The organism is Pseudoruegeria aquimaris (assembly GCF_900172235.1).
In the GTDB taxonomy this organism is placed as follows: Bacteria; Pseudomonadota; Alphaproteobacteria; order Rhodobacterales; family Rhodobacteraceae; genus Pseudoruegeria; species Pseudoruegeria aquimaris.
The window spans coordinates 202,624-224,064 of the sequence record NZ_FWFQ01000002.1 but is presented as its reverse complement, the minus strand read 5'-3'; the positions used below and the strand labels follow the sequence as shown (position 1 = coordinate 224,064).

The window sequence follows — 21,441 nt, the reverse complement described above, 5'->3', positions numbered from 1 at the left end:
TGAACAAGGACGATCCGATGCGCCCCAACGCCCAGCCCGTCGCCAGCCATTTCATCAACGGCCGCTACGTGGAAGATACCGCCGGCACCCCGATCCCGGTGATCTACGCCGCCACCGGCGAAAGAATTGCGCAGGTCCATGCCGCCACCCCCGCCATCGTGGAGGAGGCGCTGGCCGCCGCCGCGGCCGGCCAGAAGATCTGGGCGGCGATGAGCGGCACCGAGCGCGGCCGCGTGCTGCGGCGCGCCGCCGACATCATCCGCGAGCGCAACCGCGCGCTGTCGGAACTGGAGACGCTCGACACCGGCAAGCCGATGCAGGAAACGCTCTACGTGGACGCCACCTCGGGCGCCGATGCGCTGGAGTATTTCGGCGGGCTCGCCGGCAGCCTCACGGGGGAGCATATCCCGCTGGGGCGCGACTGGGTCTACACGATCCGGGAGCCCCTCGGCGTCTGCGTCGGGATCGGCGCGTGGAACTACCCCACCCAGATCGCCTGCTGGAAGGGCGCGCCGGCGCTGGCCTGCGGCAATTCCATGATCTTCAAGCCCAGCGAAACCACGCCGCTCTGCGCGCTGAAGGTGGCCGAGATCCTGCACGAGGCGGGCTTGCCGGCCGGCGTCTACAACGTGGTGCAGGGCATGGGCGAGGTGGGCGCGGCGCTTGTTTCGGATCCGCGCGTGGCCAAGGTCTCGCTCACGGGCTCGGTGCCGACGGGGCGCAAGGTCTATGCCGCCGCCGCGGACGGCATGAAGCACGTCACGATGGAGCTGGGCGGCAAGAGCCCGCTTCTGATCTTCGATGACGCCGATCTGGAAAACGCCGTGGGCGGAGCGATCCTGGGGAACTTCTATTCCTCCGGGCAGGTCTGCTCCAACGGCACGCGGGTTTTCGTGCAGAAGGGCATCAAGGAGGCCTTCTTGGCCCGCCTGAAGGAGCGGCTCTCCACCGGCGTGGTGATGGGCGATCCGCTGGACGAGGCGGTGAACTTCGGGCCGATGGTGAGCGAACGCCAGATGGAGATCGTACAGGGCTACATCGCCAAGGGCGTGGAAGAGGGCGCGCGGCTGGTGCATGGCGGCGGACGGGCGCAGCGCGAGGGGTTCTTCCTTGAGCCCACCGTCTTCGCCGATGTCACCGACGGCATGACCATCGCCCGCGAAGAGATCTTCGGCCCGGTCATGGCGGTGCTGGATTTCGACACCGAGGAAGAGGCGATCGCGCGGGCCAACGACACCGCCTTCGGCCTCTCGGCCGGGGTGTTCACCCGCGATTTCACCCGCGCGCACCGGGTGATCGGCGCGCTGGAGGCGGGCAGCTGCTTCATCAACTCCTACAACGATGCCCCGGTGGAAGCGCCCTTCGGCGGCAGCAAGATGAGCGGCGTGGGGCGGGAGACCTCGAAAGAGGCCATCGCCCACTACAGCCAGGTCAAATCCGTCTACGTGCGGATGGGCGACGTGGAAGCGCCTTTCTAGCAGGGAGCGTCCGGGCACGGGGCGCGGGGTTCCCGCCAGCGGCGCGGCGCGCCCTTTCAGGGCGCTTGGCCGCTGTCGGGCCCGGCGCCGCTGGCGCGGCGTGGCCCCGGGAAAACACATGGAAAAAGGCGCCGGGCGGATCGCCGGGGCCCGTAGGGAATGAGTGACGGAATGGAAGCGGATTTCGTAATCGTGGGGGCCGGCTCGGCCGGCTGTGCAATGGCTTACCGGCTGAGCGAGGCAGGCGCTTCGGTGCTGGTGATCGAACACGGCGGCAGCGATGCCGGGCCGTTCATCCAGATGCCGGCGGCGCTGAGCTACCCGATGAACATGCGCGTCTATGACTGGGGCTACCAGAGCGAGCCGGAGCCGCATCTCAACAACCGCCGCCTCGCCACGCCGCGCGGCAAGGTGATCGGCGGCTCCTCCTCGATCAACGGCATGGTCTACGTGCGCGGCCACGCGAAGGATTTCGACCATTGGGCCGAGGCCGGGGCGCAGGGCTGGGCCTATGCCGACGTGCTGCCCTACTTCAAGCGCATGGAGAACTGGCACGACGGCGGCCACGGGGGCGATCCGCGCTGGCGCGGCACCGACGGCCCGCTGCACGTGAGCCGCGGCCCGCGCGACAACCCGCTGCACGCGGCCTTCGTGGAGGCCGGCCGGCAGGCCGGCTACGAGACGACCGACGACTACAACGGCGAGAAGCAGGAGGGCTTCGGCCCGATGGAGCAGACCGTCTGGAAGGGGCGGCGCTGGTCCGCGGCCAACGCCTACCTGCGCCCCGCGCTGAAGCGGGACACCTGCGCGCTCGTGCGGGGGCTGGCCACGCGCGTGGTGATCGCGGAGGGCCGGGCCACCGGCGTCGAGATCCTGCGCGGCGGCAAGACGCAGGTGATCCGCGCGCGCCGCGAGGTGATCCTCGCGGCCTCCTCGATCAACTCGCCCAAGCTCCTGCTGCTGTCGGGCATCGGCCCGGCGGCCGAACTGGCCGCTCACGGCATCGATGTCGTGGCCGACCGCCCCGGCGTGGGCAAGAACCTGCAGGATCACCTGGAGGTCTATTTCCAGATGGCGGCTGCCAGGCCGGTCACGCTCTACAAGCACTGGAACCTGTTCTCGAAGGCGCTGATCGGCGCCCAGTGGCTGTTTACCAAAACCGGGCTCGGGGCCTCCAACCAGTTCGAAAGCGCCGCCTTCATCCGCAGCCGGGCCGGTGTGGACTACCCCGACATCCAGTATCACTTCCTGCCGCTCGCAGTGCGCTACGACGGGCGCGCGGCGGCCGAAGGGCATGGCTTCCAGGCGCACGTGGGCCCGATGCGCTCGCCCTCGCGCGGTGAGGTGACGCTGAAGAGCGCCGATCCGCGCGAGGCCCCGCGGATCTTCTTCAACTACATGTCCACCGAGCAGGATTGGATCGACTTCCGCGCCTGCCTGCGTCTGACGCGCGAAATCTTCGCGCAGGAGGCCTTCAAGCCCTTCGTCAAAAAGGAAATTCAGCCGGGTGCGGATGCGCGGACCGATGACGAACTGGACGCCTTCATCCGCGAGCACGCCGAAAGCGCCTACCACCCCTGCGGCACCGCGCGCATGGGGGCGGCGAGCGATCCGATGGCGGTGGTGGACCCGGAATGCCGGGTGATCGGCGTCGAGCGGCTCCGGGTGGCGGACAGTTCCATCTTTCCGCGTATCACCAACGGCAATCTCAACGGCCCCTCCATCATGGTGGGGGAGAAGGCCAGCGACCACATCCTCGGCCGGGCACCGCTTGCCCCGGCCAATGACGCGCCCTGGATCCACCCGAACTGGCGCGAGGCGCAGCGTTGATTTCCGGCAACTCCTGACAAATCGTTAACCAAAGGTGCCGATCGCCCTTGAAGCCCCGCGCCGGGGGCCGTAGCGCGGACCCATGACGCGCCTTCTGCCCGCCCTCTGCCTGATGCTCTTTTCCCTGCCGGCCGCCGCCGCGCCCCTGTCGGGCGCGGTGCAGGTGACGGATGGTGATTCGCTGCGGCTGGGTTCGGAGCGCGTGCGGCTTTTCGGGATCGACGCGCCGGAGCTGGATCAATCCTGCAAGGGGGCGGACGGGCAGGTCTGGGACTGCGGGCGCTGGGCGCGGGACGAGCTGGTGCGGATCGTGGCGGGCCGGCGGCTGCGCTGCGAGCGGCGCGACGTGGACCGCTACGGGCGCAGCGTGGCGCGCTGCGAGGCCGGCGGTCGGGACGTGGCCGCCGAGATGGTGCGGCGCGGCGCGGCCATGGCCTACCGCAAGTATGCGCTGGACTACGTTGATCTCGAGAAGGAAGCGGCCTTCGCCGGGCGCGGGATCTGGGCCGGGGAGGTGGCGCGCCCGGAGGATCATCGCCGCGCGCGGACCGCGCCGGAGCCGGCATGGAGCCCGGGCACGGAGGGCTGCGTGATCAAGGGCAACATCTCCGGCAACGGCCGCATCTACCACCTGCCGGGGCAGCAGCACTACGGCAAGGTGCGCATCAGCACGGGCAAGGGCGAGCGCTGGTTCTGCTCCGAAGCCGAGGCCCGCGCCGCGGGCTGGCGTCGCGCCCGCCGTTAGGCCGCGGGCAGGCGTTTCGGCGGCGTGGAAATCGCCCCGGATTTGATCCCGATCAAGGCAGCCCTGCCTGCGCGCTCCTACCTGTTGTCTGCAACGGAAAGATGGAGACGCAGATGTCCAATACACCGCACGCCCTGGCCGAGGAATTCCCCGACAAGATCGAGGTAATCAGCCGGCTGAAGCAGGAGAACGCGCATTTCGCCCGCCTGATGGAAGACTACCAGGAGGTGAACGACGCCGTGCATCGGGCGGAGACCAACATCGCTCCGACGGATGATCTGCATGAAGGCGAGATGCGCAAGAAGCGCATGGCCCTGAAGGACGAGATCTGGAAAATGCTCAGCGCGGTGGACTGAGACGCCGGGAGGACGTTGAGCATTTGGGCGCTGCGGGAGGTTTAGTCCTTTCCTCCCGCGGCGCTTTTGATTCGGGGTGGCTGCTTCGGGGCGGGCTGCGCGCGGACGCGGGGGCGCCGCCCCCGCACCCCCGAGGTATTTGGGGCGAGAGGAAATCAGCCGTCGATGCGGTAGGGCAGCAGGCCGCGCTGGGTGAAATCCACCCGCAGCTTGCGCTCCAGCGGCGGCACGGAGCGCTGGTGGCAGTCGGGGCGCTCGCAGATGCGGCAGGAGATGCCGATCGGCTCGAAGGCGGCGGCGCGGGTGGTGTCCAGATCGTCGGCGTAGACGAGGCTGCCGGCGTGTTTCACCTCGCAGCCCAGGCCGATGGCGAAGCGGCGCACGGGGGAATCGTAGGAGCCGCCGGATTTGCTGATCGCGCGGGCGAGGCAGAAGTAGCGCACGCCGTCGGGTGTTTCGGCCAGCTGGCGCAGGAACTGGCCGGGGGTTTCGAAGGCGCGGTGGACGTTCCACAGCGGGCAGGCACCGCCGAAGCGGGCGAACTGCAGCAGGGTGGCCGAATGGCGCTTGGTGATGGTTCCGGCCTGATCGACCACCACGAAGAAGAAGGGGATGCCCTTGGCGCCGGGGCGTTGCAGAGTGGAGAGCCGGTGGCTGACCTGCTCCAGCGAGGCGCCGAACATATGGGCGAGGCGTTCGAGATCGTGGCGGGTGTCCTGGGCGGCGGCCAGGAAGGCGCCGTAGGGCAGCAGCGCCGCGCCGGCGAAATAGTTCGCCATGCCGATCTTGGCGATCTCGCGCGCGGTTTCGCTCTGGAACCGGGCGAGATCCAGCGTGGCTTCCAGCAGATCCTCCTGGGTGAGAAGGGCCAGCTGGTGCAGCAGCTGGAAGCGCCGGGTGGGGCCTGAAGCGCGGGCGGAGAGGGTGATCGTGCGGCTCTGCGGATCGTAGCCGCGGATGTCGCCGCTGTCGGCGAGGGTGACGGATATTCCGCGCTCGGCGAGGGCCTCGCGGGCGCGGACCTCCGGATCCTGCCGCTCGCCGTCGGGGCAGGCGAAGCGTTCGGCGGCGCGGTCCACGGCGTCGATGTAGTTGTCGCAGTAGTGGAAGAAATCGCGCACCTCCTCCCAGGGGGAGGGCTGCACGCGGGCGTCCTCGCGCCCAAGGGCTTCGTCCAGCGAGGCGAGCCGTTCATGGGTCTGGCGGTAGGCGCGGTGCAGCTCGAGGAAGGCACGGGCGAGGGCCGGGGCGTTGGAGGCCACGAGCCGCAGGTCGGCGAGCGGCGGGGCGCTGTCGGCGAAGACGGGATCGGCGATCGCCTCGCGCATGTCGGTGACGATGCGTTCGGCATCGCCGGTGGAGAGTTCCGTGACGTCGAAGCCGAATTCCTGCGCCAGCGCCAGCACCACGCCGGTGGAGACCGGGCGGTTGTTGTTCTCCATCTGGTTGAGGTAGGGCAGGGAGACGCCCAGCTTCTCGGCGAAGGCCTTCTGGGTGAGGCCGAGGCGGGATCGCGTCTCGCGCAGTTTCACGCCGGCATAGAGTTTCTGGGTGGCCATGGGGCGCCTTTGCAGATTTGCGTTGCTCGCATCTAACCTTTGCAAAGCGCGCGGTGCAAGGGGCGGATCAGGCGATGACCTGCTGGCTGCGGCGCATGACGTAGAGGGTGCAGGCCACGGCCATGACGGAGGTGGCGAACATGATCCACAGCAGCGGCAGGGCGCCGCTTCCGGGGCTGAGCAGGGCGCCGGCGAGGGCGGAGAGGGCGGCGCCGCCGCCGATCATGATCGCGCCGCCGAGGCCCGAGGCCGTGCCGGCGATATGCGGGCGCACCGAAAGCATGCCCGAGGTCGCGTTGGGCAGCACCAGCCCGTTGCCGATGCCGACGAAGGTCATGAAGCCGAAGAACACGAGGGCGGAGCCGAGGCCGGCGGAGAAGAGCACCAGCGAAAGCCCCATGCCGAAGGCGGTGAAGAGCGTGCCCCAGAGGATCATCCGGTTGATCCCGAAGCGCACCGAGAACCGGCCGGAGCAGTAGTTGCCGGCGAGATAGCCGATGGCGGGCGCGCCGAAGTAGACGCCGAGGACGGCGGGCGACAGGCCGAACACGTCACTGCCGACGAAGGGGGTGCCGCCGAGGTAGGCGAAGAAGCTGCCGGAGGAGAAGGCGGCGGCAAGGCTGTAGCCCCAGAAGCGGGGGGAGGACAGAAGCTCGGGGTATTCCGAGAACTGCCTGCGGAAGCCGGCGTCCTTGGCGGTGGAGGTCTCGGCGAGATCGGTGAATGTCAGCCAGAGCACGAAGAGCCCGCAGAGCAGCAGCAGCCAGAAGTTCGCCTGCCAGCCGAAGGCGGTGTCGAGCACGCCGCCGATGGCCGGGCCGATCATCGGAATGATGGACATCCCCATGGTGACGTAGCCGATCATCGAGGCGGCTTCTTCCTGGGGGACCATGTCGCGCACGATCGCGCGGGAGAGCACCATGCCCGCCACCACCACGGCCTGCGCCATGCGGAAGGCGAGGAAGATCTCGACGGTGGGGGCGATGATGCAGCCGAGCGTGAAGAGGCAGAAGAGCGCCATGCTGCCCAGGATCACCGGGCGCCGGCCGAGGAAATCCGAAATCGGCCCCACGATGACCTGCAGCAGCGCGTTCACCCCGAGGTAGAGCGCAACCGAAAGTTGCATCAACCGATACTCGGTGTCGAAATGCGCCGTCATGTTCGGCAGCGACGGCAGGAAGATGTTCATCGACAGCGCGGAGATCCCAGCCAGCAGGATGAGCGTGAAGATCGTGGGCGGTGTCTTTCGGTCCAGGAAGCGGACCGTTGGTCTGGATGTCATCGGGGCGGCTATCTCGGGCTGTTGATATACCCACTGCAATTTGAGCGTGTGTTTGTCAAACGCCAATCGGGGCACGGGGCGGCTCCCGTGCATTTGTTTGCAGGTTTGCAATTTGATGGAGCATCGTTGGGAATAATTTGCAAATATTCGGTATTTTGCTTCCCTCGCCGGGGGCGGCGGCGGTATTTTCGGGGCGAATTCACCTTGGGGGGATCCGATGAAGGACATTCTGAGCGAACTGGAAGAGCGCCGCGAACAGGCGCGCATGGGCGGCGGGCAGCGCCGCATCGATGCGCAGCACAAGAAGGGCAAGCTCACCGCGCGTGAACGGATCGAGCTGCTGCTCGACGAGGGGTCCTTCGAGGAGTTCGACATGTTCGTCGCCCACCGCTGCACCGATTTCGGCATGGAGGCCGAGCGGCCCGCGGGCGACGGCGTCGTGACGGGCTGGGGCACGATCAACGGCCGGATGGTCTACGTCTTCTCGCAGGATTTCACCGTCTTCGGCGGCTCGCTCTCGGAGACCCACGCCCAGAAGATCTGCAAGATCATGGACATGGCGATGCAGAACGGCGCGCCGGTGATCGGGCTCAACGATTCCGGCGGCGCGCGCATCCAGGAGGGCGTGGCCTCGCTCGCTGGGTATGCCGAGGTGTTCCAGCGCAACATCATGGCCTCGGGCGTGGTGCCGCAGATCAGCGTCATCATGGGGCCCTGCGCCGGTGGGGCCGTCTACTCGCCCGCGATGACGGATTTCATCTTCATGGTGAAGGACACCTCCTACATGTTCGTCACCGGCCCGGACGTGGTGAAGACCGTCACCAACGAGGTGGTCACCGCCGAGGAGCTGGGCGGGGCCTCCACCCACACCAAGAAATCCTCTGTCGCCGATGGCGCCTTCGAAAACGACGTCGAGGCGCTGGCCGAGGTGCGGCGGTTGGTGGATTTTCTCCCCCTGAACAACCGCGAGAAACCGCCGGTGCGCCCGTTCTTCGATGATCCGGCGCGGGTGGAAACCTCGCTCGACACCCTGATCCCGGAAAACCCCAACACGCCCTACGACATGAAGGAACTGATCCTGAAGGTCGCCGATGAGGGGGATTTCTACGAGATCCAGGAAGACTACGCGAAAAACATGATCACGGGGTTCATCCGCTTGGAAGGTTCGACTGTCGGGGTCGTGGCCAACCAGCCGATGGTACTGGCGGGCTGCCTGGATATTGACAGCTCTCGAAAGGCAGCCCGCTTCGTACGCTTCTGTGACGCATTCGAAATCCCGATCCTGACCCTGGTGGACGTGCCGGGCTTCCTGCCGGGCACCAGCCAGGAATACGGCGGCGTGATCAAGCATGGCGCCAAGCTGCTCTTTGCCTACGGCGAGGCCACGGTGCCGAAGGTCACCGTCATCACCCGCAAGGCCTATGGCGGCGCCTACGACGTGATGGCCTCCAAGCACCTGCGCGGCGATTTCAACTACGCCTGGCCCACCGCCGAGATCGCGGTGATGGGCGCCAAGGGCGCAACCGAGATCCTCTACCGCTCCGAATTGGGCGAGCCCGAGAAGATCGCGGCGCGCACCAAGGATTACGAGGATCGCTTCGCCAACCCCTTCGTGGCCGCGGAGAGGGGCTTCATCGACGAGGTGATCCAGCCCCAGTCGACCCGCCGCCGCGTGGCCCGCGCGTTCGCATCGCTGCGCAACAAGCAGCTGTCGAACCCGTGGAAGAAGCACGACAACATCCCGCTGTAGGGCTCCGGGCATGGCGGGCAGCTGGCATATCCTGCGCGAGGAGGGGCGGACGACGATCGCCCGCCGCCTGCCGCCGCGCTTCGACATCGCGGCGCGCACCGATCTGCCGTGCGCGCGCCATGGCCGGCTTGCCATGCAGATCCGGCAGGATCTCTGGCGCTGCCTGCGCAACCTGCGCGGCTTCTCCCCCGTGGTTTCGGTTCAGGATACCGCCGAGGGCGTGCGGGTGACGGCCGGCGGGCAGGTCGATGCCCGCAGCTTTCCGCGCGCTCAGGCGGAGGCGCGCATAGCCGAACTCTTGGCCTCCGCGCCGCTTCGTGCAAGGTGGTCGGCACATGCCCAACCCCTGCCGAAGGAGACGCGCGATGCCTGATCTTGTCCAGAACCGACGCCGCCGGAGGGCCTTGCCATGAGGCCGACGCTCCGCACCGCTTTCTCCGCCCTGGCCCTCGCGGCGCTGCTGGCACCGGCCGTGAGCTCGGAAGCCATCGCCGTGCCCTCGGGGCAGCCCGTCACCTTCCACGACATGATCTGGGGCGAGCCCGGCCCGGCCGGGCTGACGATGCGGTTTCGCTTCATCGCGCCGCTGATCGCTGACGGTGAGGCGCAGGTCGGGTTCGACGAGGCCGAGGCCGACATGGCGTTTCTCTGCGAATCCTACGCCCTCCCGCGGCTGGCGGACCAGGGGCCGGGCGTGAGCCAGATCATCATCTCGCTCTCCGATCGCCCCGTGCCCTTCGGCGAGATGGCCCCGGATGTGGTGCAGTTCTTCGAGGCCTACCGGCCCGAAGGCTCCAGCTGCGTATGGGATGGCTTCTGATGGTCGGGATCGTGACGATACGGGCGGCCTGGCCGCAGGGCGCGGCCACGAAAGCCTATGGCGATGGCGCGATCCGGGGTATCCTTGCCGCAGGCCACGGCCCCGTGGCCGATGTTTCTGCGGCCGGACAGGGCGCCTTTGCGCCACTTCGCTCCGCTCGCGCAATCGATAGGAGAAAGCCATGTTCCCTCGCGCATCCGCCCTGCTGGCGCTCGGCCTGTTCACCCTGCTCGCGGCCTGCGGCGGCAAGGAAGAGGAAGTCGTCTACATCGAGCCCGAGCCGATCTCGCAAGAGCCCAGCTACACCAAATACTGACACCGCACGGCAGCTTCCGGCCGCCCTGCGCAACGCGGAGGGCCGGCCATGCTGAAGCATCGCGGTTTCCCCAGCCGGCTGCCCGGCACCGACTACCAGTTCACCATCCGCCGCGCCAACCCGAAGGGCGCGACGCCCCTCGTGGCGCGTGAGCGCTACGCCGACAGGCGCCCGGCCGACCGCCGCGCCGACGAAGGCTTCATGTGGGCGCTCTGGGAGCATTTCGGCGAAGAGGAATTCGAACGCGGCAATCTCGATGCCGGGCGGCTGTCGTGGCTCTTCGGCCGCGAGGTCGTGGCCGTCGAGGACCCGTTCGACCCGGTGAGCTACGAAGCCTTGCTGCGCATCGACGTGGAGCAGATGCGCCGCTCCTTCCCCGATGTCTACAACGGGACGTATTCGGCATGATGTCGCGCGGGGGGCACGGATTTGAGCGGATTTCGGCCCAGCCTGACGCTGCGGCAGGCAAAGGCTTTGATCGGCGTGCCCGTCCGTGCTCCACTCGCTCCGCGGGTGGCGATCTCAGCACTGTGCCATCCCGCGTATGTCAATACCGTTACCCTTCCCCTTCTCGGTGGTCTGCAGGCGTTTGCCCGCAGGCCACTCTTTTCCATGCGCATCCCCCGCGTGCCGCATGGGCGATCCGGCGTGCGCGCGAATGCGCCCAGCCATCCCTCTGGAAGACAAAGGCCCACCATGTTTGAAAAGATCCTGATCGCCAACCGGGGCGAAATCGCCTGCCGCGTCATCAAGACGGCCCGCAAGATGGGCATCAAGACGGTCGCCGTCTATTCCGACGCCGACAGGCAGGCGCTGCACGTGAAGATGGCGGACGAGGCGGTGCACATCGGCCCGGCGCCGGCGAACCAATCCTACATCGTGATCGACAAGATCATGGACGCCATCCGCCAGACCGGCGCGCAGGCGGTGCATCCGGGCTATGGGTTCCTGTCTGAAAACAAGCTCTTCGCCGAGGCGCTGGCCAAGGAAGGCGTGGCCTTCATCGGGCCGCCCGCCGGCGCCATCGAAGCCATGGGCGACAAGATCACCTCCAAGAAGATCGCGCAGGAGGCGGGTGTCTCCACGGTGCCGGGCTACATGGGGCTGATCGAGGATGCCGAGGAGGCGGTGAAGATCTCCAACCAGATCGGCTACCCGGTGATGATCAAGGCCTCCGCCGGGGGCGGCGGCAAGGGGATGCGGATTGCGTGGAACGACACCGAGGCCCGAGAGGGCTTCCAATCCTCCAAGAACGAGGCCGCCAATTCCTTCGGCGACGACCGCATCTTCATCGAGAAATTCGTCACCCAGCCGCGTCACATCGAGATCCAGGTGCTCTGCGACGGCCACGGCAACGGCATCTACCTGGGCGAGCGCGAATGCTCGATCCAGCGCCGCAACCAGAAAGTGGTGGAGGAGGCGCCGTCGCCCTTCCTCGACGAGGCCACCCGCAAGGCCATGGGCGAGCAGGCGGTGGCGCTGGCCAAGGCCGTGGATTACGCCTCCGCCGGCACGGTGGAGTTCATCGTGGACGGGGAGAAGAACTTCTACTTCCTCGAAATGAACACCCGTCTGCAGGTGGAGCACCCGGTCACCGAGCTGATCACCGGCGTGGACCTCGTGGAGCAGATGATCCGCGTGGCCAACGGCGAGAAACTCTCGCTGACGCAGGAGGACGTGAAGCTCACCGGCTGGGCCATCGAGAACCGGCTCTACGCCGAGGATCCCTACCGCAACTTCCTGCCCTCCATCGGCCGGCTCACCACATACCGCCCGCCCGCGGAAACCGCCGCCTACACGCCGGGCACCGCGCCGGGCGCGGCCGGGGACGTGGTGGTGCGCAATGACACCGGCGTCTACGAGGGCGGCGAGATCAGCATGTATTACGATCCGATGATCGCCAAGCTCTGCACCTGGGCCCCCACGCGCGACGCCGCCATCGCCGCGATGCGCGTGGCGCTGGACAGTTTCGAGGTGGAGGGCATCGGCCACAACCTGCCGTTCCTCTCCGCCGTGATGGACCATCCGCGTTTCATCTCCGGCGAGATGACGACGGCCTTCATCGCCGAGGAATACCCGGACGGCTTCGAGGGCGTGACCCTGCCCGAGGCCGAGCTGAAGAAGATCGCCGCCTCCGCCGCCGCCATGTATCGCGTCGCCGAGATCCGCCGCACCCGCGTGTCGGGCCGGATGGACAACCACGAGCGCACCGTGGGCACCGAATGGGTGGTGAGCCTTCAGGGCCAGAGCTTCCCGCTCTCCATCGCCGCCGATCCGGAGGGCTCCACGGTGACCTTCGAGGATGGCACCCGCCACCGCGTGGCCTCGGACTGGACACCGGGCAAGAGCCTTGCACGCATCGATCTGGACGGCGCGCCGCTGGTGCTGAAGGTGAACAAGATCACCTCGGGCTTCCGGCTGCGCAGCCGCGGCGCGGACCTGAAGGTGCACGTGCGCACCCCGCGCCAGGCGGAACTGGCCGCCCTGATGCCCGAGAAACTGCCGCCGGATACCTCCAAGATGCTGCTCTGCCCGATGCCGGGCTTGATCGTGCAGGTCAATGTCGAGGTGGGCGACGAGGTTCAGGAAGGCCAGGCGCTCTGCACGGTGGAGGCGATGAAGATGGAGAACATCCTGCGCGCCGAGAAGAAGGCGGTGGTGTCCAAGATCAATGCCGGCCCGGGCGACAGCCTGGCGGTGGACGACGTGATCATGGAGTTCGAATGAGCCTCGCCCTGCGCAGCCCCTACGAGCCGCGGCGTTCGCGGATCTCCTGCACCCGGTCGGGCATCTTGTCGATCGTGCGGGTGATCTCGCGCACCGTCCAGGGCTGGGGTTTGCGCAGGGCCACGCGCCCGTCCTTGCCGATGAGCGTCATCATGAAGCCGCGCGGGCGCAGCTTGGTGCGGATGGCCGAGGCCGCCGCGGGGTCGGTGTCGGTGATCACCACCACGTCGCGCTCCGCCAGCATCGGCCATTCGGCGCGCAGGTATTCCATCTGCTGGTGGAAGCGGGGGTCGGCGTCGGTGTCGGCAAAAACGACGATCGGCCGGGACACCCAAAGAAACGCATCCAGTTCGGCGTCCTGCGCGTCGATCACCGCGAACTCCGGCACCATCGCGGGCACGGTCGCCGTGGCCTCCTGCGCCGATGCGGGGGCGTTGGAACTCAAGATCAGCCCAGCCAGTGCCAGGGCAACAAACTGCTTCATGCGGCCTCCTGTGCCTCACGATATATGCGCTGCATGGGCAAAATCCACGGGCAAAGCGCCTGTAATCACGAAATTTTTGCCGCCCCTCCCGGTGGCGCCGGCGGCGCTGGCCGCCTGATCGAATGAGGATGGACTCATGACCGACCCCAAGAAAACCTGGGAAACGCTGGCCGAGAAGGAACTGCGCGGCCGCCCGTTGGAGGATCTGACCTGGCGGACGCCGGAAGGCATCGCGGTGAAGCCCGTCTACACCGAAGAAGATACCGAGGGCCTCGATCACATGGGCGGGATGCCCGGCGTGCCGCCCTTCACCCGCGGCCCGCGTGCCACGATGTACACCGGCCGGCCCTGGACCATCCGCCAATACGCCGGCTTCTCCACGGCCGAGGAATCCAACGCCTTCTACCGCCGCGCGCTGGATGCCGGGCAGCAGGGGGTTTCGGTGGCCTTCGATCTCGCCACGCACCGCGGCTATGATTCCGATCACGAGCGCGTGGTGGGCGACGTGGGCAAGGCGGGCGTGGCCATCGATTCCGTCGAGGACATGAAGATCCTCTTCGACGGCATCCCGCTCGACAAGATCTCCGTCTCCATGACGATGAACGGCGCCGTGATCCCGATCCTCGCCAACTTCATCGTCACCGGCGAAGAGCAGGGGGTGGACCGCGCGCTGCTCTCGGGCACCATCCAGAACGACATCCTCAAGGAGTTCATGGTCCGCAACACCTACATCTATCCGCCCGAGCCTTCGATGCGGATCATCGCGGACATCATCGAATACACCAGCCAGGAGATGCCGAAGTTCAACTCGATCTCGATTTCCGGCTACCACATGCAGGAAGCGGGCGCGAACCTCGTGCAGGAACTGGCCTTCACGCTGGCCGACGGGCGCGAATACGTGCGCGCGGCGCTGGCGCGCGGGCTCGACGTGGACGCCTTCGCCGGGCGGCTGTCGTTCTTCTTCGCCATCGGCATGAACTTCTTCATGGAGGCGGCCAAGCTGCGCGCGGCGCGCTTCCTGTGGCACCGCATCATGAGCGAGTTCAACCCGAAGAAGCCGGGCTCGCTGATGCTGCGCACCCATTGCCAGACCTCCGGCGTCAGCCTGCAGGAGCAGGACCCCTACAACAACATCGTGCGCACCGCCTACGAGGCGATGAGCGCGGTGCTCGGCGGCACGCAATCGCTGCACACCAACGCCTTCGACGAGGCCATCGCGCTGCCCACGGATTTCTCCGCCCGCATCGCGCGCAACACCCAGCTGATCCTGCAGAACGAGACCGGCGTGACCAATGTCGTCGATCCTCTGGCGGGCTCCTACTACGTCGAGAAACTCACCAGCGACCTGGCCGAGGAGGCCTGGAAGCTGATCGAGGAGATCGAGGAGATGGGCGGCATGACGAAGGCAGTGGCCAGCGGCATGCCCAAGCTGCGCATCGAGGAGGCCGCCGCCCGCCGCCAGGCCGCCGTGGACCGCGGCGACGAGGTGATCGTCGGGGTCAACAAGTTCCGGCTCGAGAAGGAAGATCCGATCGACATCCTCGACGTGGACAACGTCGCCGTGCGCAAGGCCCAGATTGCCCGGCTCGAAAAGATCCGCGCCACCCGCGATCAGGCCGCCTGCGACGCGGCGCTCGCGGCGCTGGAAGAGGGCGCGCGCTCTGGCGAAGGCAACCTGCTGGCGCTCGCGGTGGAAGCCGCCCGTGCCCGCGCAACCGTGGGAGAGATCAGCATGGCCATGGAAAAGGTCTTCGGCCGCCACCGCGCCGAAGTGAAAACGCTCGCCGGCGTCTACGGCGCGGCCTACGAGGGCGACGAGGGCTTCGCGGCCATCCAGAAATCGGTTGAGGCATTCGCCGAGGCCGAGGGGCGCCGCCCGCGGATGCTGGTGGTGAAGATGGGCCAGGACGGCCACGACCGCGGCGCCAAGGTGATCGCCACGGCCTTCGCCGACATCGGCTTCGACGTGGACGTGGGGCCGCTGTTCCAGACGCCCGAGGAAGCCGCGCAGGACGCGGTGGACAACGACGTGCACATCGTCGGGATCTCCTCGCAGGCGGCCGGCCACAAGACGCTGGCGCCCAAGCTGATCGAGGCGCTGAAGGCGCAGGGGGCGGACGACATCATCGTGATCTGCGGGGGCGTGATCCCGCAGCAGGACTACGCCTTCCTGAAGGAGGCCGGCGTGAAGGCGATCTTCGGCCCCGGCACCAACATTCCGCAGGCGGCGCAGGAAATCCTCGACCTGATCCGGAACGCGCGCGGCTGATCTTTCCCCGGATCACCCGGCGCACCCACGCCCGCTGGCAAGAGGAGGCCGGCGGGCGTTTTTTATTGGCACGGGCGGCGGCGGCCTTCCCCTAGGCCGAGGCACCGGAGCCTAGAAACCGTCGTCCAGCAGCAGGCCGATCTCGGCATAGGCGGCGGTGGTGTCCTGCCAGACGGCGGACACTTCGGCGAGGGCCTCGGCGTAGTCGCCGGCGTGGCCCTCCTTCGCCGCGCCCTCGGCCACGAGGAGCGCATGGCGGAACCGCAGCGCACCGAAGCTGCCGGCCGATCCGGCCAGCCGGTGCAGCATCGGGGCGATCTCGGGGGAGGGGGCCTCGGGCAGATCGGCCAGCACCGCCTGCGTTTCCTCCGCAAACCGCAGGAAGGTGCCCATCAGCGTTTCCTCTCCCAGCATCTGCAGCAGCTCTTCGATCGCCTGGGCGTTCACCAGCGTGTCGGCCGGATCCTCGTCATCCTCGCCCTGCGCCGGGCCGGAACTGCCGAGCAGGGCGTGGATGTCGGCGCGGCGCACGGGTTTCACCAGAACGTCCTGCATCCCGGCTTCGAGGAAGCTGGCGATGTCTTCCGGCTGGGCGTGGGCCGTCAGGCCGAAGATCGGCGCCTCCGCCGAAGCGCCTCCCGAGCGGATGCGGCGCGTGGCCGTCATGCCGTCGAGCTGCGGCATGCCGATGTCCATGAAGATCGCGTCAAAGCGCTTCTCCTGCGCCATCTGGACGCCCTCCAGCCCGTCGGCGGCCTCCGTCACATGGGCGCCGGTGCTTTCAATGAACTCGCGTGCGATCATGCGGTTGATGGCGTTGTCCTCCACCACCAGCACCTCCAGCGCGGCGCCGTCCACCGGGGCGGGCAGGGGCGAGAGGCTCGCGGCCTGCACCGGGCCGCTGGCGTCCTGCGCACCGCGCTCGAAGGGTAGATCGACCCAGAAGGTGCTGCCCTTGCCCAGCTCGGACTCGACGCCGATCTCGCCACCCAGCGCCTGCGCCAGGCGGCGGGCGATCGACAGCCCGAGCCCGGTGCCGCTGGATTCGCGCTGGAAGGCCGGGTCGAGGGTGACGAAATCCTCGAAGATGCGCGCGAGATCCTCGGCGGCGATGCCTTCGCCGGTGTCCTGCACCCAGAAGCGCAGCCGCAGGGTCTCGCCCTCCTGCGCGCGGGGCTCGCAGCCCAGCGTGATGGTGCCGTTGCGGGTGAATTTCGCCGCGTTGCCCAACAGGTTCAGCAGGATCTGGTTCAGCCGGCCGCGATCTCCGGTGACGGGGCCTTCGGGCGGGGTCGGCGTGGCGAGGACGAGCCGGTTGCCGCTGGCTTCAACGAGCGGCTCGTTGGCCGCCGCGACCGCCTGCAGGAACTGCGCCGGGCTGAAGGTCTCGCGGGCGGGGGTGAAGGTGCCGCTCTCCAGCTTCGAGATCTGGAGCACGTCGTTCACATGGGCGAGGAGCTGCTGGCTGGTGGTGCGCGCCACGCCGATGTAGCGCTTCTGTTTCGGGGTGAGGCGCGGCTCGTCGAGGATCTCCAGCGCCGCCATCAGCCCGTTGAGCGGCGTGCGCATCTCGTGGCTCATCACCGCGATGAATTCGGATTTCGCCTTCTCGGCCTTCACCGCGCGGTCCAGCGCTTCCTTGCGGGCGTCCTCGGCGCGGCGGCGCTCGGAGATGTCGCGCAGGAAGCACACGAAGAACTGGCCGCGCGGGCCGGTGGCCGCCGCCAGCGTGGCCTCCGCCGGGAACAGGCTGCCGTCGGTGCGCCGGGCGGTCAGCTCCACCAGCCCGCCGGGGCCGGCGCGGCCCTCGCTGCGGGCCTTCAGCGTTTCGCGGAAGGTGGCGGCCTGATCTTCGGGCAGCAGCGCCTCGGGCATGGGCTCGCCGAGCCGCGCCGCCACGTCCTCGCCGAAAATGCGCTCCGCGCCGCCGGCCACCTCCATGAGGGCGAAATCGGTATCCATCACCAGAACGGCATCCTGCGAGGCGCCCACGGTGGCCTGGAGCCTCTCGCGGGCCTGCGCGTTGTCCCGCGCGAGCGCGGCGGCGCGCTGGTAGACGCGCAGCAGCACGACGACGATGAGCGCAAGCGCAAGCACCAGAACAACGGCCAGCGTGCTCGTCAGCAGCACGAGGCGGCGTACTTCCTCGCGCCGCTCCTCGGCGGCCTCCGCGAAGATGATGAGCGCCTTCTGCGCCAGGTCACGGGTCTCGGGGTAGGCGGCCTGCACCTCGTCGCGCAGCCGGTTCAGCGCGCCGGCCAGCACCGCGTCGGGGCTGTCGATCAGGGGCAGAAGACCGTTGAGGAAGGCGAGCATCTCCTGCACGCCCTGCTCCAGCGGATCGCCGAGCTCGGGCTCCAGGCTCTGGCGCCGGATTCCCACGATGTCGGCGCGGGAGAAGAGGATGTCGAACCGCGTGCGGACGTCGTCGAGATCGGGGTAGGGCGAACGGGCGGCCTTCGCGAGCGCTTCGAGCAGCCGCAGGTGCTCGACCTCGAGCTGGGCGTAGATGTATTGCGCGTTCTCGTTGGGCGCGCGCTCGAGCCTGTCGAGCTGCACGCGCGTTTCATAGCCGAGAAAGGCAAGGAGGCCGATCCCGGCCAGCAGAAACAGCGTTAGAAGGGCGTATCGGGCCCCCTGCCACCGTGTCAAAGGTCCCGCCGCTTCGCCCATGTTTCCGCCCTCTTTGGTTGTGTCGGGCGTTTCCCCTAGTTTGTCACTTCGAGGCGGTCAAGCTGCCAGATGCTGCGCGAATAGATCACCTCGCTCTGCAGTTCCTTGCTGCTGTCGTAGGGGTAGATCACCCACAGCGGCCCCTTGTTGCGGACCGGCATTTCCTCGCCGTTCCGGTGGTAGGCGACGATGGGGTAGGAGTCGGTCAGGGAGTCCACCGGGATCTCGATCGTGTAGTCGTTGATCGCGCTGGCCTTGATGGTGGTGCCCTGTGCATCGAGTTCGTCGAGCAGCGTCTTGAGCGCCACGCCGGTGTAAGTGTCGGCGGTGTCTGTCCAGATCGTGGTGGTGGTGAATTCCTGCTTTTCCATCTCCATGAGCATGGCGAGATCGAAGCGCGCGGCGCCCTCGGCGTTGGTCGTGCCGATCGCGCCCGACACCGTGAGGATGACTTCCCCGCCCGGTTCAGGGAGTTCCCCCGCCCAGGCGGAAGCCGCGGCCATGACGGCAACCACGCCGCCCAGCACATGCGTGCGCAAACCCGTTTTCTGCAAAGCCGACATCATCTCTGCGAACCTCCTTCTCGATCAAAGCGTCGCCCGATGCTTAATCCATTCCCCGACTCGGCTCGCCGAGGCAAGAGTGTAGAGCCCTATCCGAATGTATAGGATTTCCTGCGCCTCACGTCTGGCCGGATGGCTGTGAATGGGGTTTTATGGGGCCAGTGCCTTTGGCCTCATTTGGAGAATCGTATTGAAGATCCTCGTTGCGGATGATCACGACCTCGTGCTGGACATGATGCGCATGCTGCTCACCTCCGAGCCGGGCGTCGAGGTGGCTACCGCGGGGGATCTGGACGGCGCCCTCACGGTGTTGGACGCCGAGGGCGAATTCGATCTGGTGCTGCTGGATTTCAACATGCCGGGCATGGACGGGCTGGACGGGCTCGCGCGGGCGCTGGCCGCCGGCCGGGGCACGCCCGTGGCGCTGATGAGCGGCGTCGCCAGCCGGGCCGTGGCGCAGGCCGCGCTCGATGCGGGAGCGGCCGGATTCCTGCCCAAGACGATGACGGCGAAATCCCTGATGAACGCGGCGCGCTTCATGGCCTCGGGCGAGAAATACGCCCCGGTGGATTTCATGACGGCGGAGCCGGGCGGGGTGGAGGATCTGCCCGAGATGGCGCGCAGCCTTACGGAGCGCGAAATGGAGGTGCTCGGGGGGGGCTGCCGGGGGCTCTCGAACAAGGAGATCGCGCTGGAGCTGGAGCTTCAGGAAGTCACCGTGAAGCTGCACATGAAGACGCTGTGCCGAAAGCTCGACGCGCGCAACCGCACCCATGCGGCGATGATCGCCCGCACCGCCGGCCTGTTCTGATCTTTCCCCGCGCGGACGGGCGCAAAACCGCCGCTTTGCCCCAGAAATCCCCTTGCCAAGCCCGCGGCCGTTTCGCAAAAGGGCAAGGCGTGCGGTCCCTTAGCTCAACTGGATAGAGCAGCTGACTTCTAATCAGCAGGTTGAGGGTTCGAGTCCTTCAGGGATCGCCAAAACCCCCTTCTTGACGTTCGACATCCAAAGTCCGTTTTTGCGACAGCAGGCGATTTTGAATGGCTGAGGTTCCAAGACGACCCGCCGCCGTTGCATGAGCCGAGCGGCGTCTGAAGACCTTCCCGCGCGGCCTCCGTCGGCAGCGCCTGGCGGCATCAAGGCGTGACGGGGCCAGGCTGATGGCCATCCGCTCCGCGGAGCCTTCGATCGTTCTGGTTCACAGCAAGCCGTGCTGCGTCGGACTGGGCGGTTCCCCATGAGGGGACGTGTTGCCTTTCGAAGCGGTTCCAACGAGTTCTGCGCAACCTGCTGGCCCCTCCGTGAACTAACTTCTTTACATGAATGATGATTCATGTTTCATTTTTTTCGGAGAAAAACGGGAGGAGCCTTTATGTTGCGCATGCTTGCACTAACCGCTGTCGGCGCGTTAATTTCGTCAACGGCGATTGCGGAAATAAGAATTGCCCATGTCTACGGCAAAACCGGGCCTTTTGAGGCCTATGCAGCCCAGTCCCACAATGGTCTGAAGCTGGGGTTGGAATACGCCACGGATGGCACGATGGAGATCGATGGGGAGAAGATCGTCATCATCGAGAAAGACACGCAGTTGAAGCCGGACATTGGCCGCGCGCAACTGGAAGAGGCTTACGGCGACGATGACGCCCACATTGCAGTTGGCCCGGTCAGCTCCGGTGTTGCCCTGGCGATGCTGCCCGTTGCCGAGGAATACGAGCGCGTGTTGATCGTGGAGCCCGCGGTGGCGGATTCGATCACCGGAGAAAACTGGAACCGATACATCTTCCGCACCGGCCGCAACTCCTCTCAGGATGCGATTGCGAACGCTGTTGCTCTGGGCGGCGAGAACGTGACGGTTGCAACCTTGGCGCAGGATTACGCGTTTGGTCGCGATGGCGTAGCGGCTTTCAAGGAGGCCTTGGAAGGCACGGGTGCGACGCTGGCACATGAGGAATACGTGCCGACTGACACAACGGATTTCACCGCTGCCGCAGAACGCATCTTCAATGCGCTGGCTGATGTCGAAGGAGAGAAGAAGTTGTTCATCATCTGGGCTGGTGGTGGCAATCCGATGAGCAAGATCAACGCGATGGAGCCCGGCCGGTTTGGTATCGAGATCGCCACGGGAGGAAACATCCTTGCAGCGCTCAAGGCCTACAAGGAACTGCCCGGAATGGAAGGCGCTACCTACTACTACTACGAGATCCCGAAAAATCCGGTGAATGACTGGCTTGTGAAAACGCATTTCGAGCGTTTCGACAGCCCGCCGGATTTCTTTACGGCCGGTGGCATGGCGGCTGGTATCGCAATCGTTGAAGCGATCAAGAAGGCCGGGGGCGCGGAAGACACCGAAGCGTTGATTGCGGCGATGGAGGGGCTCACTTGGGAAACCCCCAAAGGCACGATGATGTTCCGCCCGGAAGATCATCAGGCAATGCAATCCATGTACCATTTCCGCACCGAAATTCAGGACGGCAAGGACTATGGTGTGCCGGTTCTGGTCCGTGAGATCGGCATGGACGAGATGGACATTCCCATTCGCAATCAATGATCCGCGACCTCAGTCGGTCGCATGAAACCGGGGCGGTTGG

Annotated in this window: 18 protein-coding genes and 1 tRNA gene; 14 read left to right on the top strand and 5 right to left on the bottom strand. The window is 66.9% G+C overall.

Annotation, left to right across the window (positions count from 1 at the left end; translation table 11 throughout):
- The first annotated feature begins 17 nt into the window (after positions 1–17).
- From betB to PSA7680_RS02435, 4 genes are all read left to right on the top strand, one after another.
- Complete coding sequence (betB, locus tag PSA7680_RS02450) at positions 18–1,478, top strand: betaine-aldehyde dehydrogenase (RefSeq protein WP_085867141.1); 1,461 nt, start codon at positions 18–20, stop codon at positions 1,476–1,478.
- Positions 1,479–1,649: 171 nt separating this feature from the next.
- The gene (gene betA, locus PSA7680_RS02445; RefSeq protein ID WP_085867065.1) at positions 1,650–3,308 is read left to right on the top strand and encodes a choline dehydrogenase; all 1,659 of its coding nucleotides are present in this window, start codon (positions 1,650–1,652) and stop codon (positions 3,306–3,308) included.
- Between the two features lie 82 nt (positions 3,309–3,390).
- On the top strand, positions 3,391–4,053 hold the full coding sequence (locus PSA7680_RS02440; RefSeq protein ID WP_085867064.1) for a thermonuclease family protein: 663 nt from the start codon (positions 3,391–3,393) through the stop codon (positions 4,051–4,053).
- Positions 4,054–4,166: 113 nt separating this feature from the next.
- The gene (locus tag PSA7680_RS02435; protein WP_085867140.1) at positions 4,167–4,409 is read left to right on the top strand and encodes an HP1242/YdcH family protein; all 243 of its coding nucleotides are present in this window, start codon (positions 4,167–4,169) and stop codon (positions 4,407–4,409) included.
- 155 nt (positions 4,410–4,564) lie between these two features.
- On the opposite strand, the gene PSA7680_RS02430 is transcribed toward PSA7680_RS02435, so the two are convergent.
- The gene (locus PSA7680_RS02430) at positions 4,565–5,968 is read right to left on the bottom strand and encodes a helix-turn-helix domain-containing protein (RefSeq protein WP_085867063.1); all 1,404 of its coding nucleotides are present in this window, start codon (positions 5,966–5,968) and stop codon (positions 4,565–4,567) included.
- Positions 5,969–6,035: 67 nt separating this feature from the next.
- Complete coding sequence (locus tag PSA7680_RS02425) at positions 6,036–7,250, bottom strand: multidrug effflux MFS transporter (RefSeq protein WP_085867062.1); 1,215 nt, start codon at positions 7,248–7,250, stop codon at positions 6,036–6,038.
- 217 nt (positions 7,251–7,467) lie between these two features.
- On the opposite strand from PSA7680_RS02425, the gene PSA7680_RS02420 reads away from it, so the two are divergent.
- From PSA7680_RS02420 to PSA7680_RS02400, 6 genes are all read left to right on the top strand, one after another.
- Positions 7,468–9,000 (top strand): acyl-CoA carboxylase subunit beta, encoded by a 1,533-nt coding sequence (locus PSA7680_RS02420; protein ID WP_085867061.1) that lies wholly within the window; start codon positions 7,468–7,470, stop codon positions 8,998–9,000.
- 10 nt (positions 9,001–9,010) lie between these two features.
- Positions 9,011–9,373: a hypothetical protein gene (locus tag PSA7680_RS02415; RefSeq protein ID WP_085867060.1), complete on the top strand. Its 363-nt coding sequence runs from the start codon at positions 9,011–9,013 to the stop codon at positions 9,371–9,373.
- 36 nt (positions 9,374–9,409) lie between these two features.
- Positions 9,410–9,820, top strand: coding sequence for a DUF6497 family protein (locus tag PSA7680_RS02410; protein ID WP_275936509.1), 411 nt, complete (start codon positions 9,410–9,412; stop codon positions 9,818–9,820).
- 181 nt (positions 9,821–10,001) lie between these two features.
- Complete coding sequence (locus PSA7680_RS19055) at positions 10,002–10,136, top strand: hypothetical protein (protein ID WP_275936508.1); 135 nt, start codon at positions 10,002–10,004, stop codon at positions 10,134–10,136.
- A 48-nt stretch (positions 10,137–10,184) separates the two neighbouring features.
- Positions 10,185–10,544, top strand: a complete 360-nt coding sequence (locus tag PSA7680_RS02405) for a hypothetical protein (RefSeq protein ID WP_085867059.1) — start codon at positions 10,185–10,187, stop codon at positions 10,542–10,544.
- Positions 10,545–10,832: 288 nt separating this feature from the next.
- Positions 10,833–12,863: an acetyl-CoA carboxylase biotin carboxylase subunit gene (locus PSA7680_RS02400; protein ID WP_085867058.1), complete on the top strand. Its 2,031-nt coding sequence runs from the start codon at positions 10,833–10,835 to the stop codon at positions 12,861–12,863.
- Positions 12,864–12,882: 19 nt separating this feature from the next.
- Here PSA7680_RS02400 and PSA7680_RS02395 read toward each other — a convergent pair whose 3' ends face one another.
- Positions 12,883–13,347, bottom strand: coding sequence for a DUF4174 domain-containing protein (locus PSA7680_RS02395; RefSeq protein WP_085867057.1), 465 nt, complete (start codon positions 13,345–13,347; stop codon positions 12,883–12,885).
- Positions 13,348–13,483: 136 nt separating this feature from the next.
- Between PSA7680_RS02395 and scpA the strand changes: the two genes are divergently transcribed.
- A complete protein-coding gene (gene scpA, locus PSA7680_RS02390; RefSeq protein ID WP_085867056.1) occupies positions 13,484–15,616 on the top strand; it encodes a methylmalonyl-CoA mutase in 2,133 nt (710 codons plus the stop codon).
- A gap of 111 nt (positions 15,617–15,727) precedes the next feature.
- Here the strand turns inward: scpA and PSA7680_RS02385 are convergent, their stop codons facing one another.
- Together PSA7680_RS02385 and PSA7680_RS02380 are read right to left on the bottom strand one after the other, a co-directional pair.
- Complete coding sequence (locus PSA7680_RS02385; RefSeq protein WP_176244064.1) at positions 15,728–18,268, bottom strand: PAS domain-containing hybrid sensor histidine kinase/response regulator; 2,541 nt, start codon at positions 18,266–18,268, stop codon at positions 15,728–15,730.
- 56 nt (positions 18,269–18,324) lie between these two features.
- Complete coding sequence (locus tag PSA7680_RS02380) at positions 18,325–18,855, bottom strand: putative pterin-binding protein (RefSeq protein WP_245824416.1); 531 nt, start codon at positions 18,853–18,855, stop codon at positions 18,325–18,327.
- A gap of 187 nt (positions 18,856–19,042) precedes the next feature.
- Between PSA7680_RS02380 and PSA7680_RS02375 the strand changes: the two genes are divergently transcribed.
- The 3 genes from PSA7680_RS02375 (at position 19,043) to PSA7680_RS02365 (ending at position 21,401) form a co-directional block, all read left to right on the top strand.
- The gene (locus PSA7680_RS02375; RefSeq protein WP_176244063.1) at positions 19,043–19,663 is read left to right on the top strand and encodes a response regulator transcription factor; all 621 of its coding nucleotides are present in this window, start codon (positions 19,043–19,045) and stop codon (positions 19,661–19,663) included.
- A gap of 93 nt (positions 19,664–19,756) precedes the next feature.
- Positions 19,757–19,833: transfer RNA gene (locus tag PSA7680_RS02370), tRNA-Arg, on the top strand.
- Positions 19,834–20,225: 392 nt separating this feature from the next.
- The gene (locus PSA7680_RS02365; protein ID WP_085867053.1) at positions 20,226–21,401 is read left to right on the top strand and encodes a substrate-binding domain-containing protein; all 1,176 of its coding nucleotides are present in this window, start codon (positions 20,226–20,228) and stop codon (positions 21,399–21,401) included.
- The last annotated feature ends 40 nt before the right edge of the window (positions 21,402–21,441 follow it).

What these genes read in the sequence shown, in the direction of transcription:
- PSA7680_RS02425 (WP_085867062.1), bottom strand. Translation starts at nt 7,250, where the DNA reads ATGACATCCAGACCAACGGTCCGCTTCCTGGACCGAAAGACACCGCCC.
- PSA7680_RS19055 (WP_275936508.1), top strand. Translation starts at nt 10,002, where the DNA reads ATGTTCCCTCGCGCATCCGCCCTGCTGGCGCTCGGCCTGTTCACCCTG.
- PSA7680_RS02395 (WP_085867057.1), bottom strand. Translation starts at nt 13,347, where the DNA reads ATGAAGCAGTTTGTTGCCCTGGCACTGGCTGGGCTGATCTTGAGTTCC.
- PSA7680_RS02415 (WP_085867060.1), top strand. Translation starts at nt 9,011, where the DNA reads ATGGCGGGCAGCTGGCATATCCTGCGCGAGGAGGGGCGGACGACGATC.
- scpA (WP_085867056.1), top strand. Translation starts at nt 13,484, where the DNA reads ATGACCGACCCCAAGAAAACCTGGGAAACGCTGGCCGAGAAGGAACTG.
- PSA7680_RS02365 (WP_085867053.1), top strand. Translation starts at nt 20,226, where the DNA reads ATGTTGCGCATGCTTGCACTAACCGCTGTCGGCGCGTTAATTTCGTCA.
- PSA7680_RS02440 (WP_085867064.1), top strand. Translation starts at nt 3,391, where the DNA reads ATGACGCGCCTTCTGCCCGCCCTCTGCCTGATGCTCTTTTCCCTGCCG.
- PSA7680_RS02405 (WP_085867059.1), top strand. Translation starts at nt 10,185, where the DNA reads ATGCTGAAGCATCGCGGTTTCCCCAGCCGGCTGCCCGGCACCGACTAC.
- PSA7680_RS02435 (WP_085867140.1), top strand. Translation starts at nt 4,167, where the DNA reads ATGTCCAATACACCGCACGCCCTGGCCGAGGAATTCCCCGACAAGATC.
- betA (WP_085867065.1), top strand. Translation starts at nt 1,650, where the DNA reads ATGGAAGCGGATTTCGTAATCGTGGGGGCCGGCTCGGCCGGCTGTGCA.
- PSA7680_RS02380 (WP_245824416.1), bottom strand. Translation starts at nt 18,855, where the DNA reads ATGATGTCGGCTTTGCAGAAAACGGGTTTGCGCACGCATGTGCTGGGC.
- PSA7680_RS02410 (WP_275936509.1), top strand. Translation starts at nt 9,410, where the DNA reads ATGAGGCCGACGCTCCGCACCGCTTTCTCCGCCCTGGCCCTCGCGGCG.
- PSA7680_RS02430 (WP_085867063.1), bottom strand. Translation starts at nt 5,968, where the DNA reads ATGGCCACCCAGAAACTCTATGCCGGCGTGAAACTGCGCGAGACGCGA.
- PSA7680_RS02420 (WP_085867061.1), top strand. Translation starts at nt 7,468, where the DNA reads ATGAAGGACATTCTGAGCGAACTGGAAGAGCGCCGCGAACAGGCGCGC.
- betB (WP_085867141.1), top strand. Translation starts at nt 18, where the DNA reads ATGCGCCCCAACGCCCAGCCCGTCGCCAGCCATTTCATCAACGGCCGC.
- PSA7680_RS02400 (WP_085867058.1), top strand. Translation starts at nt 10,833, where the DNA reads ATGTTTGAAAAGATCCTGATCGCCAACCGGGGCGAAATCGCCTGCCGC.